Below are 22,353 nucleotides of genomic sequence, written 5' to 3' on the forward strand. Positions count from 1 at the left end.
TGCCACATTGGACGCTTCCGAATTCGGATGGACATTATGTTTCGTTATGTATTGAAAACGCTTTGGCGACACCGCACGCGGACGCTGCTCACCGTCACCGGTGCCGCGGTGGCGATGTTCGTCTTTTGCTTCGTGGGTTCCGTTCAGGAAGGCCTGCATCGACTAACGACGGGTTCTGACGCGGATCGCAATTTGATCGTGTTCCAAGAGAACCGGTTCTGTCCAACGAGCAGTCGTTTGCCGGAGGACTATGAACGAGTGATCGCGGAAATCCCGGGTGTGCGCGACGTGATGCCCATTCAGGTGTGGACGAACAACTGCCGAGCCAGTCTCGACATTGTGGTTTTCAATGGAGCTGACCCGAAACAAATTCAGCAAACCCGTCCATTGAAATTGACGAGCGGGGATTGGCAGCAGTTCCAGTCAACTCGCGATGCCGCGATTGTCGGCCGCAATGTGGCTCAGCGCCGTGGACTGAAAGTCGGCGATCAATTCACGATCGGCGAAATCTCGGTTCGCGTCGCGGGAGTTTTTGAGTCCAACGTGCCATCGGAAGAGAACTTGATCTACACCAGTCTGCAATTCCTTCAATACACCCGAGGTTTGGATGCGGCCGGTTTGGTGACTCAGCACGAAGTCCTTCTCACCGATGACGCAGACCCCGATCGTGTGGCCGCCGCGATCGATCAAAAACTGCGGGCTGGTGCGGTCGCCACCAAGACGCGTCGAAAGGGCGCCTTTCAAGCCAGCACACTATCGGACTTGGTGGACTTGATTGGGTTCGCTCATTGGTTGGGCTACGCCTGCGTGGCGCTCGTGTTGTCGTTGGTTGCGACGACCACGGTGATGAGCGTCCAAGACCGCATCAAGGAATACGCTGTTCTACAAACCGTTGGCGTGCGTCCGCTCCGAGCAATGCGACTGGTTTTGGCCGAGAGCACGATCTTGTGCGTGGTGGGCGGAGTGGCTGGAACCCTGCTTGCTCTCGCCGCTCTCGGCTTCGGAGGATTCGCGATCGGAGCCGAGGGTGCAACGATCGCGTTTCGACCATCACTGGGGCTGGCCGCTACCGGAACCATCGTATCCTTGTTTGTCGGAATGCTCGCGGGACTGATCCCCGCCATCCAGGCAGCAACCGTCCCAATCGTCAACGCCTTGCGACAAGCATGAGAAATGACGACGACAATCCAAATTACAATGAATGCCGACGCCGAAGCACCGGTCATCGAAAGCACCCACCCAAACGCATGAAGTGTTAGAATCCCAAGTCTAAATTCCCCAACTTTCCAGCATGGACGACACTCTGTCGTCCAAAATCCTGTTAGCGGACCCTAGCTCAAATGACTCGTGCAACGTGGGTGCTTGAATCTGACGTTTTTCCTGATTCACACTCGCCACTTCGTGCGGCCGTCCGTGATGCGGGGCATCGTCTCGTCGATTGGAACGATGCTTGGTGGTCCGACGGGCTGCCGCCCGATCTTGCCGGAGATCACACGTATTTCCATGGTTCGCTTGGCAACGCCGCTCGTATCCACGACGAACTCGATTGGTCGCCGGGATCATTCTGCAACACCGCTTCGTTTTGCTGCTCGGCGTGGTACGAATCTGCTCGCGATTGGTTGCTTCATACCGATTGGCGTTTGATGCCCGCCAATGACTTCGTTGCGTCTGCCGCTGACGTTGCCGCAGCCATCGGCTGCGCCGATCGCATTTTCGTTCGCCCCGACAGCCCACTGAAACCGTTCAGCGGCCGCATCCTTGATGTCGCTTCGGTAACGCTCAAGGCGTTGGATCACGGCTTCTACTTTGACGACGATTCGTTGCCCATTGTTGCCGCACCGATACGCAACGTCGGTCGCGAATGGCGATTCGTTGTTGTCCGTCGCTCCGTCGTTGCTGGTTCCGCATACGATGCCCCAACTCGTTCGGCTGTCGCGGACCAACCTCAAAGCGATGTTTGGACCTTTGCGCAAACCGTTGCCAACGCGATTCCAGCTCCTGCTGACGCTTACGTCCTCGACGTTTGTGAATGTGACGGTGAATTGCGACTGCTCGAACTCAACCCGTTTGGCGGTGCTGACCTTTACGCCTGCGATGCCGTCAGTATTGTTCGTGCCGTCACGGGTGACCTCTCAAATGGCTGACCGTCTTGGCGATTCACCGGGTCCGCTAACATGGTTTTTACGCTAGGCCTTCGGCACACCTTCGTTGGTAGGCAACGGGCGCTGGCATTGGTACAATTTCTCGTGATTCAAACTCCACCGCTTCGGTAACGGCGGTGTCGTAAAAACCTTCCGTTAGGCGACGCAATCTATGAGCAATGGAGACCGCAGCATTACGTGGTTGCCTCCGTTGTTCACGAACGCTGGTGGTTCTGAGGTCGTCGTTGGTGTCGACGCTGACTCCCGGTGGTTCATCCAACACGACATGCCAATTTCACTCTTCGGTGACCGTACTCCAAATTGGATACTTCCACTTGTCCAACCCGGATACGGCGGCGACTACCAAACTGCCCGTGACTTGCTCGCTACCGGACTCGATGCGGGGGGCTTTCCTGTACCCTCATCGACACATTTCCATTCTTCGCGGTCATCGAACTTGCGTTCAGTTCATCTGGTTTTTGGGCGGTCAACGCTGCTGGATGGCTGCCCCATTTTGACTTCGATGAAGCATTCGCCAACGTCCTGCTGCAATTCACGCTCGACAAACAGCATTCGCAGTCGGATCGTCATTTGGTTGCGAAACATCTTCGAAAATGGGAAACGGATCGGGGGATTCGGCTATTGAGACCGTAATCGCACTTCAGCATCACCCAACATGGTTTCTACGCTAGGCCTTCGGCCTTTTTATACCCCACATCTCGAAACACCAAAGATTAGTGTCCGATCAGAGTGGATTAGTGTTCCGCCAGAGCGGTCAAGGGAACACTAATCGCCGCTGATCGAACACTAATGGTTCTTGGACAAGGGATGATTGGCTTCAATCCGATTGTATTCCTAATGCAAGCGGCTCGCAAAAGATGTGGGGTACAAAATGGCCTTCGGCACACCTTCCATGTTTGGCGAAGCGGGCTGGCCTTAGTAGAATCTCTCGTATTTCAGGCATCGCCCGCTTCGTTTGGGGCGGTGTCGTAAAAACCTTCCGTTGTCGGGCACAGGCTTTCCCATAGTTGACCTTAACGATCTCTCGACTCGCGCATTGCAGTTCATCGGTGGTGGACTATTTGCGCGATATTGTGACGCAATCGGAGTTCGCCATCCGGCCGTCGACGAACTGATCGCATACATCGACTCTATTGCACAATCGCCTGACCTCTACATTTGGGGCGAAAACCTCGGGTTGCTGGACGTCCATGGCTTGGGCGACCTCCCTCCGCCTGAAATCGCCGCGGAACTTCCGTACGAAATTGGTGGCGAATTCCATCGCGCGGTTGAATCCCTCGTTGAAATCTATATGTCCGATCACATGGGCGCTGTAACGGACAACCCGCAACGGTTCATTCGTGAATTGTTCGCTATTGTGTCCAAGCACGGCGCCACACTCCCTGACCTCAACGTCTTCGTCCAACCAAATGGTCGTCGTTCGTTCGGTGATCGCGTAGATGATGAAACTCTTCACAAATGGCGAACTGCACTCCGCCGCTAGTGCCCGACAACATGGTTTTTACGCTAAGGCCTTCGGCACACCGCTGTCGTTTGTTCAAGCCTCCAACTGGTGGTAGAATCTTCCGTTGTTCAAACTTGAATGGCATCGCAACGGCGGTGGCGTAAAAACCTTCCGTTGCGCGAGCTAGCGTGAGTATTTTGCCGACCGAACGTGAGAAATCGGACGCGGAACGGGATTCTATCGTTCGCGTCCTCTTCGTTGCCCCATTGCTCACCTTTGGGTTCGACATTGTTTCAGTGGTTGGCCTTGTCACACTGATACCACGTCACAAAATTGGCGGCGGTCGATTTGTTCCAGCAATTGGCTGGCCGACTTACGGCCTGCTTGGCAATTTGGTCCCATTTGCGATTTCACTGTTCGTGCTCGCGCTTCTTTACCGCAGACCGCGACATCGAATTCTCGCGTGGATTCTCGCCGCCCTGACATGTTGCATCGCACATGAGATGTTCGTGACCAACCTGCTTCGCCGCGACTTTATCGGCAAATTCTAGCTCGGCAGTCGCACAACATGGTTTTTCGCTAGGTCCGTCGTCGCACGTTCTTTTTTCGGTATTGGTTTGCGAAGCTTTGAATGGGGTGCGGAGGTTGGGAAGCGATCCGAGTTGTTCGCTTGAAGCTGTGTTGATCCGTGTCCATCCGTGGCTCACTCTTGTGTAGAAGTTTTGGCCACGGATTCACACTGATTTTCACAGATGTTTGCGCAGTGTTGTTTGGGTCGTTGTACCTATTGGTGTGTTCCTACGATGTCCTCGCGAATTCTTCGGGTTGGATACCGTTTTTGGACTTCGATGGGCACGCAGCATCATCTTTGTGTGGAGGCCGTCTGGGCCGCCTCGTCACTGACTTGTTGGACGACGTTTGGGTCTAGACCTTTTTGAGGTCGATGACGCGGGTTCCGGAAAGGGAGTCGTGCCATCCGACTCGGTTGTCACCAAATAGGTAAGAGAGCGGGTCGAATGGGATCATCCGGGCCAAACTTCGGCCGAGAATCTTTCCGAAGCCGGCTTTGTCACCGTCGACCGAAACGACTCGTGTTTTCGTAATGAATTTGGCGAGTGTTGCCCCGAAGATCGCTTCCATGAACACGTAGTAGAAGGCGAAGAAGCCAAGCCCCAGACCGGTCGAAACGAGTCCCATCGTCGCTTCTTGTTCAGGAGTCATTTCGACGCCGTACATCGCGATGAAACCGAATCCGACAACGATCCCGATTCCGAACGAGAAGACTTGGACGAAGATTCCATCGATGAAGTAGTTGAGGAATCGTTTATTCTGTGATGCGAATTTGTCCGACGTGGTTGCCACTGAGTTCGATGCTTCGTGCAGTGACGATGCGTATGGGTTGTGGCCTCCGCCGCTGGACGCGGTTGGCATCATTCCGGGTTTGGGAGCCACGGCGACCGGGGAAAGGTCGGTTTCGGTGAGTTCGTCAAACAACCCAGCGTCGGCCCCCAGAGGACTGGCAGCGGGCTGTGGACTTCGGGCCGAAGCGGCAGGTCTTGTTGGAGCCGCGGTCGGCCGGGTCGCGCCAGTTGATGCGGTTGCTTTTGGAGCGGGGACACGCAACTGCTTCCCGCACGGGCATTTCACGGTCTTGCCCGCAGCCGTGTCAGGAACTTGGAGCAGTTTGGAACAACCCGGGCATTTCAATTTCATCGATCATCATTCCCATCGTTTTGGTTCCGGGAAAGTTTCCATCCGGAACAGCCAATTTCTCCGCGAATCGGTTCGCGACGATGGAGATCATAACCCAATTGATTGGTCAAAGATCAGGTTGGTTGTCAATTGCCACACGATCTATCGCCGCGTGGAGGCTGAATGCTCTGATTTCGGGGATTTCTCTGGCGGGTGCGGCCAAATGAATGCCGGTGCCGACGAATTGATTTGGGAAGATTCCATGAAAAAACGCCCGGGGCTCGCTTGAGCTTCCGGGCGTCCTGGGAATCATTTGATCAATTCGGCAACGTTGTGCCGTTGAGATTATTCGATCGCACCGCCGAGGTCAGTAGCAGCGTCAACGCCGGCGTCCACATCAGTGTTGCCAGCTGCACCGTTCAAGTTTGAGTTGACTTCGGTGCTAGCACCAGCGTCTCCATTGGGCGTGAAACCAGCGTCCACGTTCAACTCAGCATTCGCTCGCGTTTCGCCAACAACATTTGCATCGGTCTGATTGTCGACTCGTGCGTCGGCGTTCACGTTAGCTTCGCTGTTTGTGTTAGCGGAAGCACGCGACTGAGTCGAAGCGTCCGTTTGAAGGTTAGCGTTTGCATCCACGTCACGGTCACCGTTCAGGTTGGCATCAGCGGATTGGTTCGTTTGAACCGCACCGTCGACTTCCGCGTCCAGGTTTTGTGTGGTGTTGCCATCGACCGATTGACCGCTTCGCGGCGGTGCCGCGTAGGCTTGATCAGCATTGCCATAGCCAGCTTGATACTGTTCTTGGCTACCGGTCGTGTTGGAGTTCGTTGCACCGTCGAAATAGATTCGTTGTCCGGAGACGCAGATGTATTCTCGGCCACTGGCGTCATGGCGTAGCGTGTGAACACCTTGGCTGGTGGAACCATACTGATTCACCGATCCATGGTGATAGGTGGTTCCTGCATGATGGGTCGTGCCAAACTGGGATCCACGGAAGTGATGACCTGTTTGCCCGTGTCCACTTTGGCCGTGTCTATATTGCACGTTGCCGCGGTTGGTGTAACCGTTGTGGTGCTGGTACCCGACGCCTGCATTTGCACCGACGTTTTGGTTGAACGATTGTCCATTGATGGTGGCGTTCTGACCCACGTTGGCTCGGATGCTCTGGCCAGAGTACACGTTTCCGTTTTGATCTGCTCGGCTGTTGGCAATTCCATTGGACTGAATGGATGAGCTGGCTGCAGCGTCATCGACTCGGTTGCGGAAACCATCCGCGGCTCCGCGAGTGATGTTCTGGGCTTGGCCAGCGGCTCGGCTGACTGCATTGCCAGCTTGGTTCGCGGCGTTGTTCAAAACACCCTGTGCGCTTGCCATCGTGCCGGTTGCGACGAATCCCAAGAACGCTGCTGAGTTGATGAATTTTCTCATGTTGTTTTCCTTTGTTGTGGGGTGATGGGGCAAACGGACGAGTTGCTCTGAGCAGATGTCAAAGCGAAGGACTTTTCCGATGGGCTGCCCACTTCGTTTCTTCGATGGGAAAGCAATGTTGCAAGCGTTGTTCCGAAAGTTGCGAAATAGAAAGATTGTTTGACCGCAATGAGAAGATGGGTGGATCAACGCAGTGAGCGGTCGCGACGCCGGTGGATGGTTCACCCGAGGCATCTCGCAGGGCGTCCGATGACCGCTCGATACCGGTTGTGACGCTTGTCGTTAACGCGACAATGCTTTGTCGCTTGGCGATACGCAATCGCTAAACGCGTCCGAGAAGATGAGCACCGATCGCGGAAAGCAACAACGCACCGGGGACGATGCCCACGGCGGTCCAGAACGAATAGCGTTTGAACGACACGCCGCCCGCAGCGGCGACTCCGGCGGTCAAGTGTGCGCCCACACCGGGAATCTGCCGGCCGAGAACCAAAAACCAGGGGCTGCCGGCCGGCCAACGGGACAACCATGTTGGCATCTTCTTCTGTGAGTCTTCCGCGGATTCCACGCCGGTCAGCAAGCGAATCGTCAGGAACTCCAGAATCGATCCGAGGAACCATCCGAGCCAACCCAGGAAGACTGCAAACGGGTACGAATACAGGCCTCCGTTGGCGATCACGATCACATCGGAGGGAACCGGTGCGGCGGCGACAACGGCGTGCAAAGGGATGGTGACGATGGGTGCGATCCAGCCCAACCGCTGGTGCATTTGACGCAAGTCATCGCCGCTGGTTTGAAACGCCAACCAGCAACCGACCAGCAACACGATCGGCAACGCCACGCGAAAAATGCGCTTCCAGAATGGTTTGGGGGCTTTGGGAACGCGTTCTTGTTCTCTTGGCAGGCTTTCGTTGGGGGCGCTGGTGTTCACGGGATCAGCCCAACAGCTTTTCGCAGCGTTTCTCGGACACCTTCACGGCGGTGCCGAGTGGCTGAGCGAATTGGCTGACTCGGAGTTCCTCGATCAGCCAACGGAATTCGCTGGTGCATTGTGATTTGGGATCCCGTCGGTCTTCCGGCAAGCCGTTCAGCCAGCGCTGCCATAGCCGATCAATCAATTGTCGGCTGTCGGCATCTCGCGAAGCGGCGCTGCTGGCTTTGTCGAGCCGATACGCAATCGCTTTCAGATAGCGCGGCACGTGCTGAAGGTGTTGCCAGGGTGTCCACTGCACGAATTGATCTGCCACCAACCATTCGATTTGCTGCATGACGTCCGCGCGTACCTCATTCAACTTGGGGGAACTGGATTCTTCCCACTGGCAACGCATTGAGTGGTACGCATCCGTCAGTTTGCCGAGCCAGCCTGCGATGTCTTGAGTTGCTTCACCGATTCGTTGCGGTGCCATTTTGATTCGCTCGTCGAACTCTGTTCGCTTTCGAACCACCGGCATCTTGCGACCCGGTTGGCTTTCGACCAACGCGACTCGAACGATCAGGTCCGCGAGTGCCGTTTCAATCACCGCCGAAGAGACGATCGGTGCCAGTTTGATTTTGGCTTCCGCTAGGGCCGGCAGATGTCGGACCTGGGCACGCAAGTCTTTTCGACAAGCGATTGCAAACAGTCGCATCATGCCGAGCCGGGTGGCGTCTTCCGCGGCGGCTTCGTCGGAGAACAGCTTGGTCGAGACCGAGTCGCCTTGATCAACCAGTCCGGGATACTGGGCGACCTGAACTCCGCCACGTTTGCGAACGACCTCACGAGGCAACACGTCCAGTTCGAACGTTGTCATCTTGTCGCGAGACCAGTCCGCTTCCGGACCGCTGGCCGCGGCGGCAACTTCGGCGTCGTCGATCACGCGCGAGCCGAGCTTGGCTTTGACAGCGTCAACCCCGCGAGTTTTCTCGATCACGTTGCCGGTGTCGTCGACGACGTTGACGAGAAACTGCAGATGAGGCTCAAGCTTTTCGTCTTGGAAATCCGACTCGACCACACGGACTTCCGCGTGCCGCGTCAACGCTTCGCACAGAGTCGGCATGAATGGCACTGTACCGCGTTTGTCGGAAATTTCCGCGACGACTCGGGCCGCGACATCGGCGGCGGGAACCAGGTTGCGACGCAATCGTTTGGGCAACGATTTGATCATCGCGATGACTTTGGGTTCCAGCAAACCAGGCACCAACCAACCGAGTGCATCGTCGCTGACTTGTGGGAGCGCGGCTTCATGGATGGTCAGGTGAACGCCGTCGTCCTCGGCTCCTGGACGGAAGTGATACTGCAGTGGTAAACGAGACGATCCCGCGGCCAATTCGTCAGGGTAAGCGTCCTCGGCGATCGCGACGGAGTCGACGGACACGATGTCTTGCGGACGCAGGTACGGCGTTGTCTCAGAATCCTCGTCGGGAGTTTCGGGTGGTGGATCCGCCAACCAAGCCGCGAGGGCGACGTCGTCGTTCAGTTTGGACACCCAAGCCGGCGTGGGACTTTGCCGATCAAACTTTTCCAAACGCGGTCGATCACACACGTCTTCTGGCAATCGTGACGCATAGAAAGACAACAACGAGTAGTCATCAACGACCAAGTCACGGCGACGCGTTTTGGCAGCTAGTTTTTCGATCGATTCGATCAAGCGTCGGTTGTGGCGGACGAACTTCGCGGTCGTCGGCAATTCGTTCTCCAGCAATCCGTGGCGGATCAACAGGTCTCGCGAGGTGGCCGGATCGATGGGTGCCAGCGGAACGCGGCGGCGAACGACGACCGGTAAACCGAACAACGATTGGCGTTGGTAGCAGAACGCTCCGCCGCTTTTGCGACTCCAGTGCGGGTCGCTGTAGGACGCTTTGAGCAAGTGCGGCGCAACGGCCTCAATCCATCCGGGTTGAATCTTCGCACACGTCCGAGCGTATTGTTTGGCGGTTTCAACCAACTCGGCGGCAACAATCCATTTCGGTTTGGCATCGAAGATTCCGCTGCCGGGCCACAGGAACAACTTCAGTCCGCCCGCACCGGTGTACTCGTTCTTATCGCCGGCCATTGCGATCCCAGATAGCAAACCCGTCATCAAGGCTTGATGGATCAGAGCGTACTTGTCCTGATCAACGACCGGTTGTTCTTGGTCGGCTTTGGCGGGATCCAAGTCGGCATAGCGGATCTTTCCGACGGAGCCTCGTGATTTGGACGACTTGTTCTTCGAACGACGTTTGCCTTCACCGATCGTGGCCGCCATCTCTTTGAGTTGGCGATACACGTCCGACCACTCTCGCATTCGAGTTGGGGACAAGAAATTCTTGCGAAGGATTCGCGTGAGTTTTCCTCGACTGTGATCGCTTCGCATCGTGTCGTAGAAACGCCACAGTCTCAGCAGCGAAAGGAAGTCGCTTTCGGGATCTTTGAATGCTGAGTGAGCTTCATCGGCGGCGGCACGTTTTTCGGGCGGACGGTCGCGAGGATCGGGGTTTTCCATCGCGGCGGCAATGGGCAAGACTTCCGGCAGCACGCCCATCTCTTTGGCAGCGATCAGGATGCGCCCAACGCGAGGGTCGACGGGCAGGCGACCGAGTTGCCAACCAATTTCCGTCAGTTCCTTGTCTTCGTCGATTGCACCGAGTTCGTGCAGCGTTCGCATGCCTTCGCGGATGACTTCGGCACGGGGTGGATCGATCAGCGGGAACTCTTCCAGCCGACCAAGACGCAGCGCTTTGCTTTGCAGGACGACGCTGGCCAGGTTCGTTCGCCGAATCTCGGGAGTCGTGAAGGCGTCGCGGGTTTCGAAGTCTTCGACACTGTACAGACGCACGCAGATCCCGGGGCCGACTCGACCACAACGACCGGAACGTTGGTTGGCACTGGCGCGGCTGATCGCTTCGACAGGCAATCGTTGGACCTTGGTTCGTGCGCTGTAGCGACTGATTCGAGCGGTGCCCGAATCGATCACGTAGCGGATGCCGGGAACCGTCAGAGACGACTCCGCGACGTTGGTCGCGAAGATGATTCGGCGTTTGTTGCCGCTGGGGTGAAAGATCGCTTGTTGTTGCGATTGAGGCAGCCGAGCGTACAGCGGCAACAGTTCGACTCGGTTGGTCAGCCCCATGCGTTTGTAGTGGCCGGCAACTCGGTGGCTGACTTCACGGATGTCGCGTTCGGTGGGCAAGAACACCAGCGTGTCGCCGCTGCCGTCTCGTGACAGCGAATCGAGACCGCCGATCACGTGACGCGAAAGATCGTAGTGACGCCCGTCGATTTCGGCGTCTTCGCCGGCGATTTCTTCCCAAGGAAGGTACCGCAGTTCGACCGGGTAACCGCGGCCTTCGACTTGCAGAATCGGAGCCGGGAGGACGTTGGATTCGTTTTCAGGGTCGCTGGCGGCTTCTTCGCAGGAGGTGCCGAAGTGTTCAGCAAAACGTTCGGCGTCGATCGTTGCCGAGGTGATGATGACTTTCAGTTCAGGACGGCGGTCGATTAGTTGCCGCAGGTAGCCCATCAAGAAATCAATGTTGAGCGAACGCTCGTGGGCTTCGTCGATGATGATGGCGCTGTAGTTGCGCAGATTGCGATCACTTCGGGTTTCCGCCAACAGAATCCCGTCGGTCATCAGCTTGATCTTGGTGCGATCGCTGGTTTGATCGCCAAAGCGGACTTGGTAACCGATGGCTCCACCGAGTTTGGTTTCGGTTTCCTCCGCCAAACGAGTCGCGATGCTGCGGGCGGCCAAACGTCGGGGCTGGGTGTGGCCGATCATGCCGCGTTCGCCCAAGCCAGCATCAAGCAGCATCTTGGGAAGCTGCGTGCTTTTACCGCTGCCCGTTTCGCCGCACACAACCAGGACTTGGTTTTCGGCGAGCAGGTCCACAATCGCGTCGCGATGGGCCGTGATCGGCAACTCGCTCGGGTATTCGATCTTGATTGGCGGATCCGCCGGACCGGTCGCACCGTTGGCCTGATCCTCGCCCGCGGGGCTCTCGCCGTTTGGAATAGATTCCGTCGATGCGAGGTCGACCGGTGGAAGTTCGACGTCGCTTGGCAGGGAGGGACTGTGCGGTTTCAGCGGGCTACTTGGTTTCTGATTCACTTGGATCCATCGATCGGGCAACTCGGTCCATCAATTCCTCGATGAAGCGTTCTCGTTCTTCGGGGGAAAGAATGTGATCGCGTTTGGCGGTGCGAACAATCACCCTTTTCAGTGACATCGCCGGGCCGCTGATCCAAGTCGATGACGGAATCGCTTCGGTGATGTCGGCGTAAGCGACTTGGTAACAGATCAATCCACAGCGAATCGATAGAGCATCGTCCAGCAAGGTGTAGCGGCAAGGGATTGTGAACACACCGGTCACCGCCGCGATCGCTGCGGCCATCAGGATCATCGTGCCAGCCTCGTCGGCGCGGCCTTCGTTCAACAAATACGCGGCGAACGCGATGGCCATGAAGATCGGGGCGAGCAGCAGAACGAGCAGCCATCGATCGACGGCGGATGGGTAGACGAGCGGGGCAGTGTTTCTCATTCGAGCAGTTTACCAGCCGAGATGGTTTTGTTGACCGGAGGCACGCTGCGTTGGATAGCCAATTCAGAGAGCAGTTTTGCCACCAATGTTCGGGGTTTTGACCGCGAAATCGGCCATTTTGGGAACAACTGCACGAAAAATCTTCAGTTTTCTGTAACGAACCGGAATCTCGCCGCAATTGCTAGTGAGACCGAAATGCCCGCCATTAAAATCTGTTCATGACCGATCGTTCCCATCCCGCCGCAAATCGCCTGGCCGCCGAATCGGCGGAGGAGCACTTTGTGCAATTGGTGACGGAACATCAGCCGCGGATTGGTGCCTATATCCAGTCGCTGATGGGCGACGCGAATCGGGCCGCTGACGTGCTCCAGGAGACCAATTTGGTGCTTTGGCGACGCAAATCGGACTACCAGGTCGGCAAACCGTTCTTGCCATGGGCGTTTGGAATCGCTCGTTTGCAGGTGCTTTCGAACCTGCGAGACAAACGTCGCGCTCCGTCCTTGCTCGACGCGGATGTTGCCGAGCTGGTTTCGACGGAAGTGGAAACGGAGGCCGAGCGTTTGAACGAGATCCAGTCCGCTCTTTCGGAGTGTTTGAATTCGTTGCCCGAAAAGCGTCGGCAAATGATTCAAGACCGTTACTTCGAATCTCAAACCATCGATCAAATCGCCAATTCAATGAGTCAAGGAAGCTCGAACGTTCGTGTGACCTTAATGCGAGTCCGGCGACAGTTGGCCGATTGCATCGAACGTCGCTTGGCAACCGGAGGTGCCCTTTGAAGTCAGCCAAATCAATCGAAGAATTGCTGCTTGCCAGCGAAGAAGGAACGCTCGATTCCGTCGATCGCGATATGTTGAACGAGCTGTTGCGGCGTGATCCTGATTCGCGTGCCAAGTTCGCTCGCTGGCAAATGATGACGGTTGCTTTGCAGGACGGAGTACCGTCGCAGTGGAAAGCCGAAGCAAAGGTCGAAGTACAAGAGACCAACCGGTCGGTTTGGTCCGAGCGACAAGTCTATCGCTGGGTGATCGCATCGGCGGCGGCGTTGTTGGTCGCGGTCACGTTCCGTTGGGTGCAGTTGGAAACACGTCCAGCGAATTTGGTTGCTGACAACACCGTCGCAAGCGGTCGGGCTTCGGCGGAAGAGCCCACTTCGTCCGGCGTGGCCGTGGTGACCCAGTTGGTCAACGCGAAAGACGCAGTGATCCGAGGTGTAGGTGAATCTTCTTCGCAATCGCTCAGTGTCAATGCGGCTTTGAATCCTGGTTCGGTTCGATTGGAATCTGGCTGGGCACAAATCGAATTTTTGAACGGCGCGACGGTGGTGCTTCACGGTCCTGCGGAAATGGAAGTGGTTTCTGCAGCCGAAGCGATCATGCATCGCGGTCGGATCCGAGCCGAAGTGCCTCCCGCCGCTCGAGGTTTTGTCGTGCGGACGCAGGACATGAAAGTTGTTGACCTGGGAACCGAGTTCGGCTTGGAAGTTTCCGACGAGGGTTCGAACGTCCAAGTCTTCGACGGCGAAGTTGAACTGCAGGTTGACGAAGACCAACCGCAGTTGGTTGGTGCTGGCAAATCGCTTCAGCGCGGCAGTGGAACGGGCGTCGGTTTGGTCGAGTCGGCGATGACTCCTGATCGATTTGTTGATGCTGCGGGATTGCAACGACTCGCGGAAACACAGCAAAACGAACGCTACCAGCGCTGGCGTGAAGCCAGCCAAACGTTGCGGAAAGATTCGCGATTGATCGCGTATTTTGCGATGGATTCGCCCTTGAAGGGCCAGCGGTTCTTGTCAAACGACACCGTGCCACACAAGCCTGACTTGGACGGTGCGATTGTCGGAGCCACCGTGACGCGTGGACGTTGGGAAGCCAAGCCGGCTTTGCAATTCAAACGCCCCGGTGACCGCGTTCGTGTGAATGTTCCCGGCGAGTTTGAATCACTGACGATGGCGACTTGGGTGCGCATTGACAGCTTGGATCGTTGGTACAACTCGCTGTTTTTGACCGACAGTTACCAGCTTGGTGAACCTCACTGGCAAATCCTCGACACGGGGCAATTGCACTTTTCGGTGCGAGCGTCCACGTCCGGGGATGAGAACGAACCCAGCGTCGGGCCGCCGCACCACGTTGCCCTCTCGCCTTCGTTTTGGGACCCATCGCTGAGCGGCCAATGGCTGCATTTGGCGGTCGTCTATGACGTCGATGCGGGAACAACCACTCATTATTTGAACGGGGATGTCCTCAGTGTGGACGACATTCCTGATCACCAGATCGTTCGCACCACTCGAATTGGAATGGCGTCGATCGGTAATTGGTCCACGCCTTTGGAACCCGAAGAACATTTTGCCATTCGAAATTTGAACGGCAGCATGGATGAGCTGGCGATCTTCGCCGCTGCTCTTTCCCCCACAGAAATCAAGGAAATGGTTGAACATGGAAAACCGTGATTCATTGATGCGTATTTTCGCGGCGTCAATCGCTGCACTGTTGATTGGCGGCGGTTCGCTGTTGTCGAACAACGGTGCGTTGGTGCATGCCGACGAGGCAACTCATCCCGCTGGCGATGCGAATCATTCGGCAGACGACATTGACCGTTTGTTCACGCTGAAGGTGATGCCTTTGCTGACTGAGAAGTGCTTGGGATGCCATGGCACCGATGCTGACGACATCAAGGGCGACTACGACGTTCGCAATCGCGAAGCGTTGTTGCGTGGCGGTGAATCCGAGGAAGCGGCGATCATTCCCGGCAACGCGGAAGACAGCCCGTTCTTCTGGGCGGTCAATTGGGACGGCTTGGAAATGCCGCCCAAGGAGAACGACCGACTGGACGAGAAGCAAATCGAAATCGTTCGCATGTGGATCGATGCCGGAGCGCCCTGGCCCAGCGAAGAACGCCAACAGGAGATCCGTCTCGAAGAGTCGATGGTCGCCGAAAACGAAGATGGCGTGTTGATGGCAACCAGCGGAGGCCAAGGAGACGAGTGGACCTATCGTCGATACAACAAAGACGAAGTCTGGGCGTTCTTGCCTCGTCAAACTGAGTTCGAACACGACAGCGTCGATGCGTTCGTCAACGCAAAGTTGGACGAGAATGGTTTGAAGCCGTCTCCCGATGCTGATCCGAACACATTGATTCGGCGTGTCTACTTCGACATGTTGGGCCTTCCGCCCACTCCGACTCAAACTCGTCAGTTCTTGACCGCATGGGAAGACGACTCCGAAGCGGCATGGAACAACTTGATCGAGGAACTACTTGCCAGTCCGCACTACGGTGAACGTTGGGGCCAACACTGGTTGGATGTCGTTCGCTATGCCGACACCGGCGGATTTTCAAATGACTACGAGCGTTCGAACGCTTGGCGATACCGCGATTACGTCATCCGCAGTTTGAATGAAGACAAGCCGTACAACCAGTTCATCATCGAACAAGTTGCCGGTGATGAAATGCATGCGGACAAACCGGCGAACGATCCGGCGCGAATCGAAGCACAAATCGCAACTGGATTTCTGCGGATGGGACCTTGGGACACCGCCATGGTGCCATTGGAAGAAGCCCGTCAAATCATGCGAGATGACATGGTGCACAGCATCGGCCAATCGTTCCTTTCCATGCCAATGCGTTGTTGCAAGTGTCACGATCACAAGTTCGATCCAGTACCGACGCAGGACTACTACCGAATGTATTCTGCGGTCTCGACGGCTCAGCCAGTGGAGGCAGAAGCACCGTTTTTGTCAGAAGAGAATCTGACCGGGTTCGAGGAAGGCAAGCAACAAACGCAAGCCTTGTACGAATACGCGAAAACTCGTGCGGATCGATTGACTCGTCAACGTGAACAAGCGGCTCGCGATTGGTATGCCGAGCACGACAAAGAGTACAAAGATTTGAATGCTCGCAAAAATGATTCGGACGAAGAGAAACCACCTCGTGCGGTTGGTCTGAGTGAGATGGAGCAGGGCCGATTGAAAGTCCGCGAGCAAGACGTTTGGATTTGGAACCGTCGTTTGGAACGCTATCAGCCGATGGTCCAAACGGTCGTCAACGCTCAAGACACCTGGATGAACGCTCGGAAACTGCGTGCACCGGAAAAGATCAAAGAGGATTGGCGTCCTGAGTCGTTCATCTTCAACGGCGGTTCGTTGGCTGCTCCCAGCGATCCCGTGACGCCCGGTGTGCTCAGCGGATGCAACTTGCCAGTCGAAGGTGCTCCGGAGTCCGATCCGTATGCCTTGCCCGACACGCTCAACGGTCGGCGGTTGGGATTGGCAAAATGGATTGCGAATCCTGACAACCCGATGAGCACTCGATCGATAGTCAACCGAATTTGGCAACATCACTTCGGCCGCGGCATCGTGGCGACGCCGAACAACTTCGGCGTGAAAGGTGCTACACCAACTCATCCCGAGTTGTTGGACTGGATGGCGGACACGTTTGTGAAGAACGGTTGGTCGATCAAGTCGATGCACCGGTTGATTTTGCAGTCGGACGCTTATCGACGAAGCACCGAGCATGCGGATGCGGACAAAGATCCTGACAACAGCTGGTTCGCTCGCTACTCGCCACGTCGAATGACCGCGGAAGAAATTCGTGACAGCTTGTTGGCGGTCACAGGTGAACTCAATCCTGATGTCGGTGGTCTGCCGGCTCGGCCTGAGATCAACATGGAAGTGGCGCTCGAACCGCGGATGATTCAGTTTTCGATTGCTCCGGCCTATCAACCTTCGCGAACTCCGGAAGAACGCAACCGACGATCGATCTACTCGTACCGTGTTCGTGGGCAGGCGGATCCGTTCCTGGAGGTTTTGAACAAGCCCAACCCGAACGATTCGGCGGACCTTCGCGACGCCGCATCGGTTTCGCCGCAAGCGTTCACGTTGCTGAACAGTGATGTGATGACGGATCGATCGATCGCCATGTCAGTGAGATTGCAACGTGAATCCGATCAGTTGACCGATCGAATCAACCGAGCGTTCGAGCTGATTTTGGGGCGTCGACCGACGAAGTCGCAAATGCAGCGGATGAAGACGTATGTGAACGACATGACCGAGTATCACTCGCAGATCAAACCGAAACCACGGACGTATCCGACCGAAATCACACGTTCTTTGGTTGAGGAATTTTCAGGTCGTCCGTTTGAGTACACCGAGTGGTTGCCGTCGTTCGAGGACTACCAAAGCGATCTGAAGCCTTGGGAAGTGGATTCGAAAACGCGTGCTCTCGCCGACATGTGCTTGGTGCTTTTCAACGCCAACGAGTTTGTGTTCATCGACTGATCGATTGAACGCAATTCGCTCAAGTGAAAGCCCACCCATTGCCGGAAACGGTGGTGGAGTGGGCTTTTCTGTTGCTCTATTGAGCCCGAGTGTCGGTTGAGAACTCCGAATGGCGATTTAGACGACATTGGCACTAGACGTGCTGATATCCTGACTCGCAGCGACGAGAACAGCCCAGCACTCATAGATGGATTTCGATCGTGACCTCTTCCACCGGATTCGCTTCCGCTTGCGACGCTGACTACGCAGTCGCGTCTTGCTACCGATCAATCGACCGCGATGAGGGGATGGAAATCCAGCGAGGCTTTTTCGGTGAAGTTCCGTCACTTCCATCGAAGTACTTCTACGATCGCGTCGGGTCCGAACTGTTCGACGCAATTTGTGAGCTCGACGAGTACTACCCGACTCGAACCGAAGCTTCGATCATGCGAGAATCCGTCGATGAGATGGTGGAATCAATTGGTCCCGCTGGTCGATTGATCGAATACGGCAGCGGAAGCAGCCTGAAGACTCGGTTGCTGCTCGAGCACATGCACGCAGACGTGACTTACGTGCCCGTCGACATTTCGGGTGACTATTTGAATCAAGTCGCCGAAAACCTTCGTCGTGACTTTCCACAACGCCGAATTTCGCCAATCGCAGCGGACTTCACCCGTCCCTTTCGGCTTCCCAGTTCAACGGCGAGTCAGGCCCGGGACGTTGTTTACTTCCCCGGTTCGACGATTGGCAACTTCAAACCCGCATTCGCAGCGACGTTGCTGTCGCAGATGCGGAACCAAGTCGGAACAGGCGGTGGGTTGTTGATTGGTTTTGATTTGCAAAAGGACCCTGCGGTTTTGGAAGCCGCTTACGATGATCGACGCGGTATCACGGCGCTCTTCAACCTGAATCTGTTGCGACATCTCAATCGGGTCGCGGGTGGGGATTTCGACTTGGAAGCCTACCGACACATCGCTCTGTACAACGACCAAGAACATCGCATCGAGATGCATCTGGAAAGCTGTCGCGAACAAACGGTTTCGCTCGTCGGACGAACCCGGACGCTGGCAAAGTCTGAGCGGATACTGACCGAACTTTCGCACAAGTACACGGTTGATGGGTTCACCGAGATGGCCGCCGCGAGCGGTTGGAAACGAGAGCAAGTTTGGACAGATGCGAACGAGTACTTCGCGGTAGGGATGTTTCGGGCGTGAGCGATTCGATGTTGGATGCCTACCGTCGCGTTCGCGATCACTCGCGAAAGATATGTGCTCCGCTGGAAACGGAGGACTACGTCATCCAGTCGATGCCTGATGTTTCGCCGACTCGATGGCATTTGGCTCACACGACTTGGTTCTTCGAAACGTTCTGCCTGAAGAATCTGCCGGACTACCAATCCGAGCAACCCGCGTTCGAAGTGCTCTTCAACTCGTACTACAACACGGTGGGCGAGCAATTCCCTCGTGAAAGCCGTGGCTTGCTGTCACGTCCGACTGTTGCCGAGGTTTGGCGATATCGGGATAAGGTCGATGAGGCGATGATCGGTTTGCTGAATCGCTCCGATCGTGAATCGATTGTGACGGACGTAGTGCTCCGCACGGGGCTGAATCACGAACAACAACATCAAGAGCTGATGCTGACGGATTTGTTACACGTGTTTTCCTGCAATCCTCTTCATCCCGTTTACAGTTCCGAAGCGGTGAAGGATTGCGATCCCGCCAATCAGTTGTGTTGGATCGAGTCCAATTCTGAACGAGTCGAGACGATCGGTTTCGATGACGAGTCACACGGCGAGTTTTGTTTCGACAATGAGTTGCCTCGTCATCGAGCTCTACTGTCGCCGCATGCGATTGCGAATCGGTTGGTGACCAACGGTGAGTACCTCGAGTTCATTGAGGATGGCGGCTATGCCGACCCGTCGTATTGGCTCTCCGCCGGATGGGCTATGGTCCAATCGGAAAGCTGGCGAGCTCCTTTGTATTGGCATCTCGGGGAAGAGGGTTGGTACCAGTTCACGCTCGCGGGTTTGCTGCCTGTCGATGAAAATGCACCGGTGTGCCACGTCAGCTACTTCGAGGCGGATGCATACGCGCGATGGTCGGGTTGTCGTTTGCCAACTGAATTTGAATGGGAAGTCGCGGTGCGTGATTCAGGCAGTTCGCTTAGCGACGCGTTCGGATCTCGTTGGCAATGGACCGCGTCGGACTACGCGCCCTATCCGAAATACGCCGCTCCCGAGGGAGCAATCGGCGAATACAACGGGAAGTTCATGTGCGGACAGAAGGTGCTTCGCGGCAGTTCTGTCGCCACACCGGAAGGCCACGCACGTTTGACGTATCGAAACTTCTTCCCACCATCGATGCGTTGGCAGTTCTGCGGGATCCGATTGGCAACGGACCTGGAGTGAAGACCGGCGGGATTGGTGTGCCACGCGGGGTCTGGCCTACATTGAGGTCCATCGCTCAGCCTTTGGGTTTGTCGTTCTTTCGGTCGATCCATTGGTGACTCGACGCCCGGTAGACGCTGTGCTTTCCGAGTTTGGACGCGATTTGGTCGCTCAACGTATCCACTTTGGATGACGCGTTCTCGCCGGTCTCTTCACCAAACAGGTTCAGTTGCTTGGGAGCATCCGAGTCGGTCAATCCGCCCAACGAGATTCCCAGCAGTCGAACACTGCGCGGTTCACGCGATCTCATTTCGAGCAATAACGCTTCGGAGACTTGCAGGATTTCAAGTGTGCTGTCGGTGGGAGTGGAAAGCTTGCGAGCACGACTGAAGGTTTGAAAGTCCTCGCGGCGATACTTCAGTGTGATGGTTGATGCTAAGCGTCGTGCCCGTCGCAGCCGTCGAGCCGTTTGCTCGGACAAATAACTGACGACCGCGTTGAGCGATTCAATGTCAGAGAGGTCTTCCGCGAACGTTCGCTCGTGGCCGATGCCTTTGGCCAAGTGATCGACCACGACTCGTCGACGGTCGATCCCGTTGGCTAGATTCCAAAGGTGTTCGCCCCAGTGACCGAGTTGAGATTTCAAGGCGTCGAGATCTTTGACGCTTAGATCCGCGATCGTGCGATATCCCAACCGTTGCAACTTGGTTTGTCCGACTTTGCCAACGCCCCACAATCGCGAGACCGGCAACGGGTCCAAAAATTCGCGAACGCCGTCAGCTTCCACTTCGACGAACCCGTTGGGTTTGCCGATGTCACTCGCGATTTTCGCGACAAACTTCAGCGGTGCGATTCCGACACTGGCGGGTAAGTCCAATTCCCGTCGGATCGTTTCGCGAATGTTGATACCGATTTCACGAGGCGAACCGTGCAAACGAATTGTTCCGGAGACATCCAAGAACGCTTCGTCCAACGAAAGAGGCTGAACGACCGGCGTGAAACGGTGAAATATTTCGCGGACCGCCCGCCCGACCGATGCGTAATGATCCAAACGTCCGCGCACGAAGTCCGCATGCGGGCAAAGCTTGATCGCTCGGCTGCCAGGCATCGCTGAGTGAATCCCGTATTCGCGGGCTTCGTAGGATGCTGCGGTCACAACACCGCGGCCTTGTGATCCTCCGACGACCACGGGTCTGCCGCGAAGTTCCGGTCGGTCGCGTTGCTCGATGGATGCGTAGAAAGCATCCATGTCGACATGCAGGATCATGCCTTGTGATCGTCGACTGCCCGTGCGGTATCCGCGGCATCGGGAATGCCAAGCGGCCCCGATTCCTCGATCGCCGCGAGTTGTTCGTCACGTTTGGCAACGTTGCTGGATTGACGTTTGGTCCAAGCCGGAGCCATTTGCCGAGCAACGGTGACGGACAGGTCGGGCTCGAACGCAAGTTGCTTCAATACCACCAGTGACTCCTCCAGCGGCCGCGAGTCTCGTGTGATCCAGTCATCGATTCCATCGGTCGATAGAAAGAACGGCGAGCGATGATGACCGTGCTTCATGACCGTTGGCAACGCCGGACGCATGATCAATGACATCGTGAAGTTCGCCGGTGAGTCATCTTGAGATTCGTCGGACGTCTCGGGGCGGTACCAAGTGAAAATGGCTGCGGCGAACATGGGTGAGTCCTGAACGGCGGCGAAGTCGACTTCCGTCCCCGCCGTTTCGCCCCAGTAACACGGTTCACGAAAGCCGGTCATCGGAACGACGCAGCGATGTGATTTGACCGCGGACTTCCAAGGCCACTTTTCGAGGTTCTCGACACGAGCGTTGGTGAGCGGCCGCCGTTGTGACTCAGGTGTCTTGCCGAACGGAACCAAACCGAACGCCATCGGCAGGATTTCTTTTCCTCCCGAGCGATTGACGGCAACGGCGGGCGCGGGTTTGCCAGGAAATATGTCGTCGCTGAACTCCATTTGCTTTGGCGGAACAGCGTCGAGTGATCGAGCTAGCTGAGCAAGGTCAGTCTTGAGGTTGAAACGATTGCACATCATTCACCTCAGCAACAAGCTTCAAGAAAGTGTCGCGTGTCTGGCAAAAGAATCGCGTGTTGCAAAACACACGGACGCTGACCACAAACGAATCCGCTGGCAATCGCCCGGACAGATTTGCCGGCGGTGAGTCAAGCAAAACGCTTGTCAAACTCATTGCATCACGGAGGGTGGCTGAGGGGACTCGAACCCCCGACCTTCGGAATCACAAACTATCTCGGAGCCGTGCATAAATGTCACGTTTTCCAGTGTTTTAGCACGATAGCGGACGTTTCAAGGTGTCGCAAGGCATCGCACAGAGAATCGCATAAACGCATGGTTTCGCAGTAGTGGAACCCGTTGCCCACCGTGCAAAAGAGCGCACCTCGCGGTTTGCGATTGGCATGGCGTTAGATTTTGGAAGTGGTCAGAATCCCGACTGGCAGGTTCAAATCAGGCTAGCAGGGA

General features: G+C 56.2%; 16 protein-coding genes. 8 read left to right on the top strand and 8 right to left on the bottom strand.

What is annotated here, in order from left to right:
- Positions 1–36 precede the first annotated feature (36 nt).
- Together CEE69_RS30735 and CEE69_RS30740 are read left to right on the top strand one after the other, a co-directional pair.
- Complete coding sequence (locus CEE69_RS30735; protein ID WP_099264330.1) at positions 37–1,170, top strand: ABC transporter permease; 1,134 nt, start codon at positions 37–39, stop codon at positions 1,168–1,170.
- A gap of 170 nt (positions 1,171–1,340) precedes the next feature.
- On the top strand, positions 1,341–2,144 hold the full coding sequence (locus CEE69_RS30740; protein WP_099264331.1) for an ATP-grasp domain-containing protein: 804 nt from the start codon (positions 1,341–1,343) through the stop codon (positions 2,142–2,144).
- Positions 2,145–2,609: 465 nt separating this feature from the next.
- On the opposite strand, the gene CEE69_RS32660 is transcribed toward CEE69_RS30740, so the two are convergent.
- Positions 2,610–2,747 carry a hypothetical protein gene (locus tag CEE69_RS32660; RefSeq protein WP_158231107.1) on the bottom strand — a complete coding sequence of 46 codons (138 nt, stop codon included), beginning with the start codon at positions 2,745–2,747 and terminating at the stop codon, positions 2,610–2,612.
- Between the two features lie 451 nt (positions 2,748–3,198).
- Here CEE69_RS32660 and CEE69_RS32665 point away from each other — a divergent pair, with 451 nt between their 5' ends.
- On the top strand, positions 3,199–3,645 hold the full coding sequence (locus tag CEE69_RS32665; protein ID WP_158231108.1) for a hypothetical protein: 447 nt from the start codon (positions 3,199–3,201) through the stop codon (positions 3,643–3,645).
- An 885-nt stretch (positions 3,646–4,530) separates the two neighbouring features.
- On the opposite strand, the gene CEE69_RS30770 is transcribed toward CEE69_RS32665, so the two are convergent.
- From CEE69_RS30770 to CEE69_RS30795, 5 genes are all read right to left on the bottom strand, one after another.
- Positions 4,531–5,319, bottom strand: coding sequence for an RDD family protein (locus CEE69_RS30770; RefSeq protein ID WP_099264337.1), 789 nt, complete (start codon positions 5,317–5,319; stop codon positions 4,531–4,533).
- Between the two features lie 324 nt (positions 5,320–5,643).
- Positions 5,644–6,729, bottom strand: a complete 1,086-nt coding sequence (locus tag CEE69_RS30780) for a hypothetical protein (RefSeq protein ID WP_233215816.1) — start codon at positions 6,727–6,729, stop codon at positions 5,644–5,646.
- 322 nt (positions 6,730–7,051) lie between these two features.
- The gene (locus CEE69_RS30785) at positions 7,052–7,657 is read right to left on the bottom strand and encodes a TVP38/TMEM64 family protein (protein WP_233215817.1); all 606 of its coding nucleotides are present in this window, start codon (positions 7,655–7,657) and stop codon (positions 7,052–7,054) included.
- Between the two features lie 4 nt (positions 7,658–7,661).
- Positions 7,662–11,792, bottom strand: coding sequence for an ATP-dependent RNA helicase HrpA (gene hrpA / locus CEE69_RS30790; RefSeq protein ID WP_099264339.1), 4,131 nt, complete (start codon positions 11,790–11,792; stop codon positions 7,662–7,664).
- Positions 11,773–12,222 carry a PH domain-containing protein gene (locus tag CEE69_RS30795; protein ID WP_008659931.1) on the bottom strand — a complete coding sequence of 150 codons (450 nt, stop codon included), beginning with the start codon at positions 12,220–12,222 and terminating at the stop codon, positions 11,773–11,775. The genes hrpA and CEE69_RS30795 overlap by 20 nt, the downstream gene beginning before the upstream one ends.
- Before the next feature lie 218 nt (positions 12,223–12,440).
- On the opposite strand from CEE69_RS30795, the gene CEE69_RS30800 reads away from it, so the two are divergent.
- The 5 genes from CEE69_RS30800 to egtB all read left to right on the top strand — a co-directional run bounded on the left by CEE69_RS30800 (position 12,441) and on the right by egtB (position 19,881).
- Complete coding sequence (locus tag CEE69_RS30800) at positions 12,441–13,001, top strand: sigma-70 family RNA polymerase sigma factor (protein ID WP_099264340.1); 561 nt, start codon at positions 12,441–12,443, stop codon at positions 12,999–13,001.
- Positions 12,998–14,671, top strand: coding sequence for a LamG-like jellyroll fold domain-containing protein (locus CEE69_RS30805; RefSeq protein ID WP_099264341.1), 1,674 nt, complete (start codon positions 12,998–13,000; stop codon positions 14,669–14,671). Before CEE69_RS30800 ends, CEE69_RS30805 begins: the two co-directional genes overlap by 4 nt.
- The gene (locus tag CEE69_RS30810; RefSeq protein ID WP_099264342.1) at positions 14,658–17,495 is read left to right on the top strand and encodes a PSD1 and planctomycete cytochrome C domain-containing protein; all 2,838 of its coding nucleotides are present in this window, start codon (positions 14,658–14,660) and stop codon (positions 17,493–17,495) included. The genes CEE69_RS30805 and CEE69_RS30810 overlap by 14 nt, the downstream gene beginning before the upstream one ends.
- Before the next feature lie 200 nt (positions 17,496–17,695).
- Entirely contained in the window at positions 17,696–18,688 is a 993-nt protein-coding gene (gene egtD, locus CEE69_RS30815) for an L-histidine N(alpha)-methyltransferase (protein WP_233215818.1), read from the top strand.
- Positions 18,685–19,881: an ergothioneine biosynthesis protein EgtB gene (egtB, locus tag CEE69_RS30820; protein WP_099264344.1), complete on the top strand. Its 1,197-nt coding sequence runs from the start codon at positions 18,685–18,687 to the stop codon at positions 19,879–19,881. The genes egtD and egtB overlap by 4 nt, the downstream gene beginning before the upstream one ends.
- A gap of 55 nt (positions 19,882–19,936) precedes the next feature.
- Here egtB and dinB read toward each other — a convergent pair whose 3' ends face one another.
- Positions 19,937–21,127, bottom strand: a complete 1,191-nt coding sequence (gene dinB / locus CEE69_RS30825; RefSeq protein ID WP_099264345.1) for a DNA polymerase IV — start codon at positions 21,125–21,127, stop codon at positions 19,937–19,939.
- On the bottom strand, positions 21,124–21,909 hold the full coding sequence (locus tag CEE69_RS30830; RefSeq protein WP_099264346.1) for an SOS response-associated peptidase: 786 nt from the start codon (positions 21,907–21,909) through the stop codon (positions 21,124–21,126). Before CEE69_RS30830 ends, dinB begins: the two co-directional genes overlap by 4 nt.
- Positions 21,910–22,353: the final 444 nt, after the last annotated feature.

Origin of the sequence: Rhodopirellula bahusiensis (assembly GCF_002727185.1) — a bacterium.
Lineage (GTDB): Bacteria > Planctomycetota > Planctomycetia > Pirellulales > Pirellulaceae > Rhodopirellula > Rhodopirellula bahusiensis.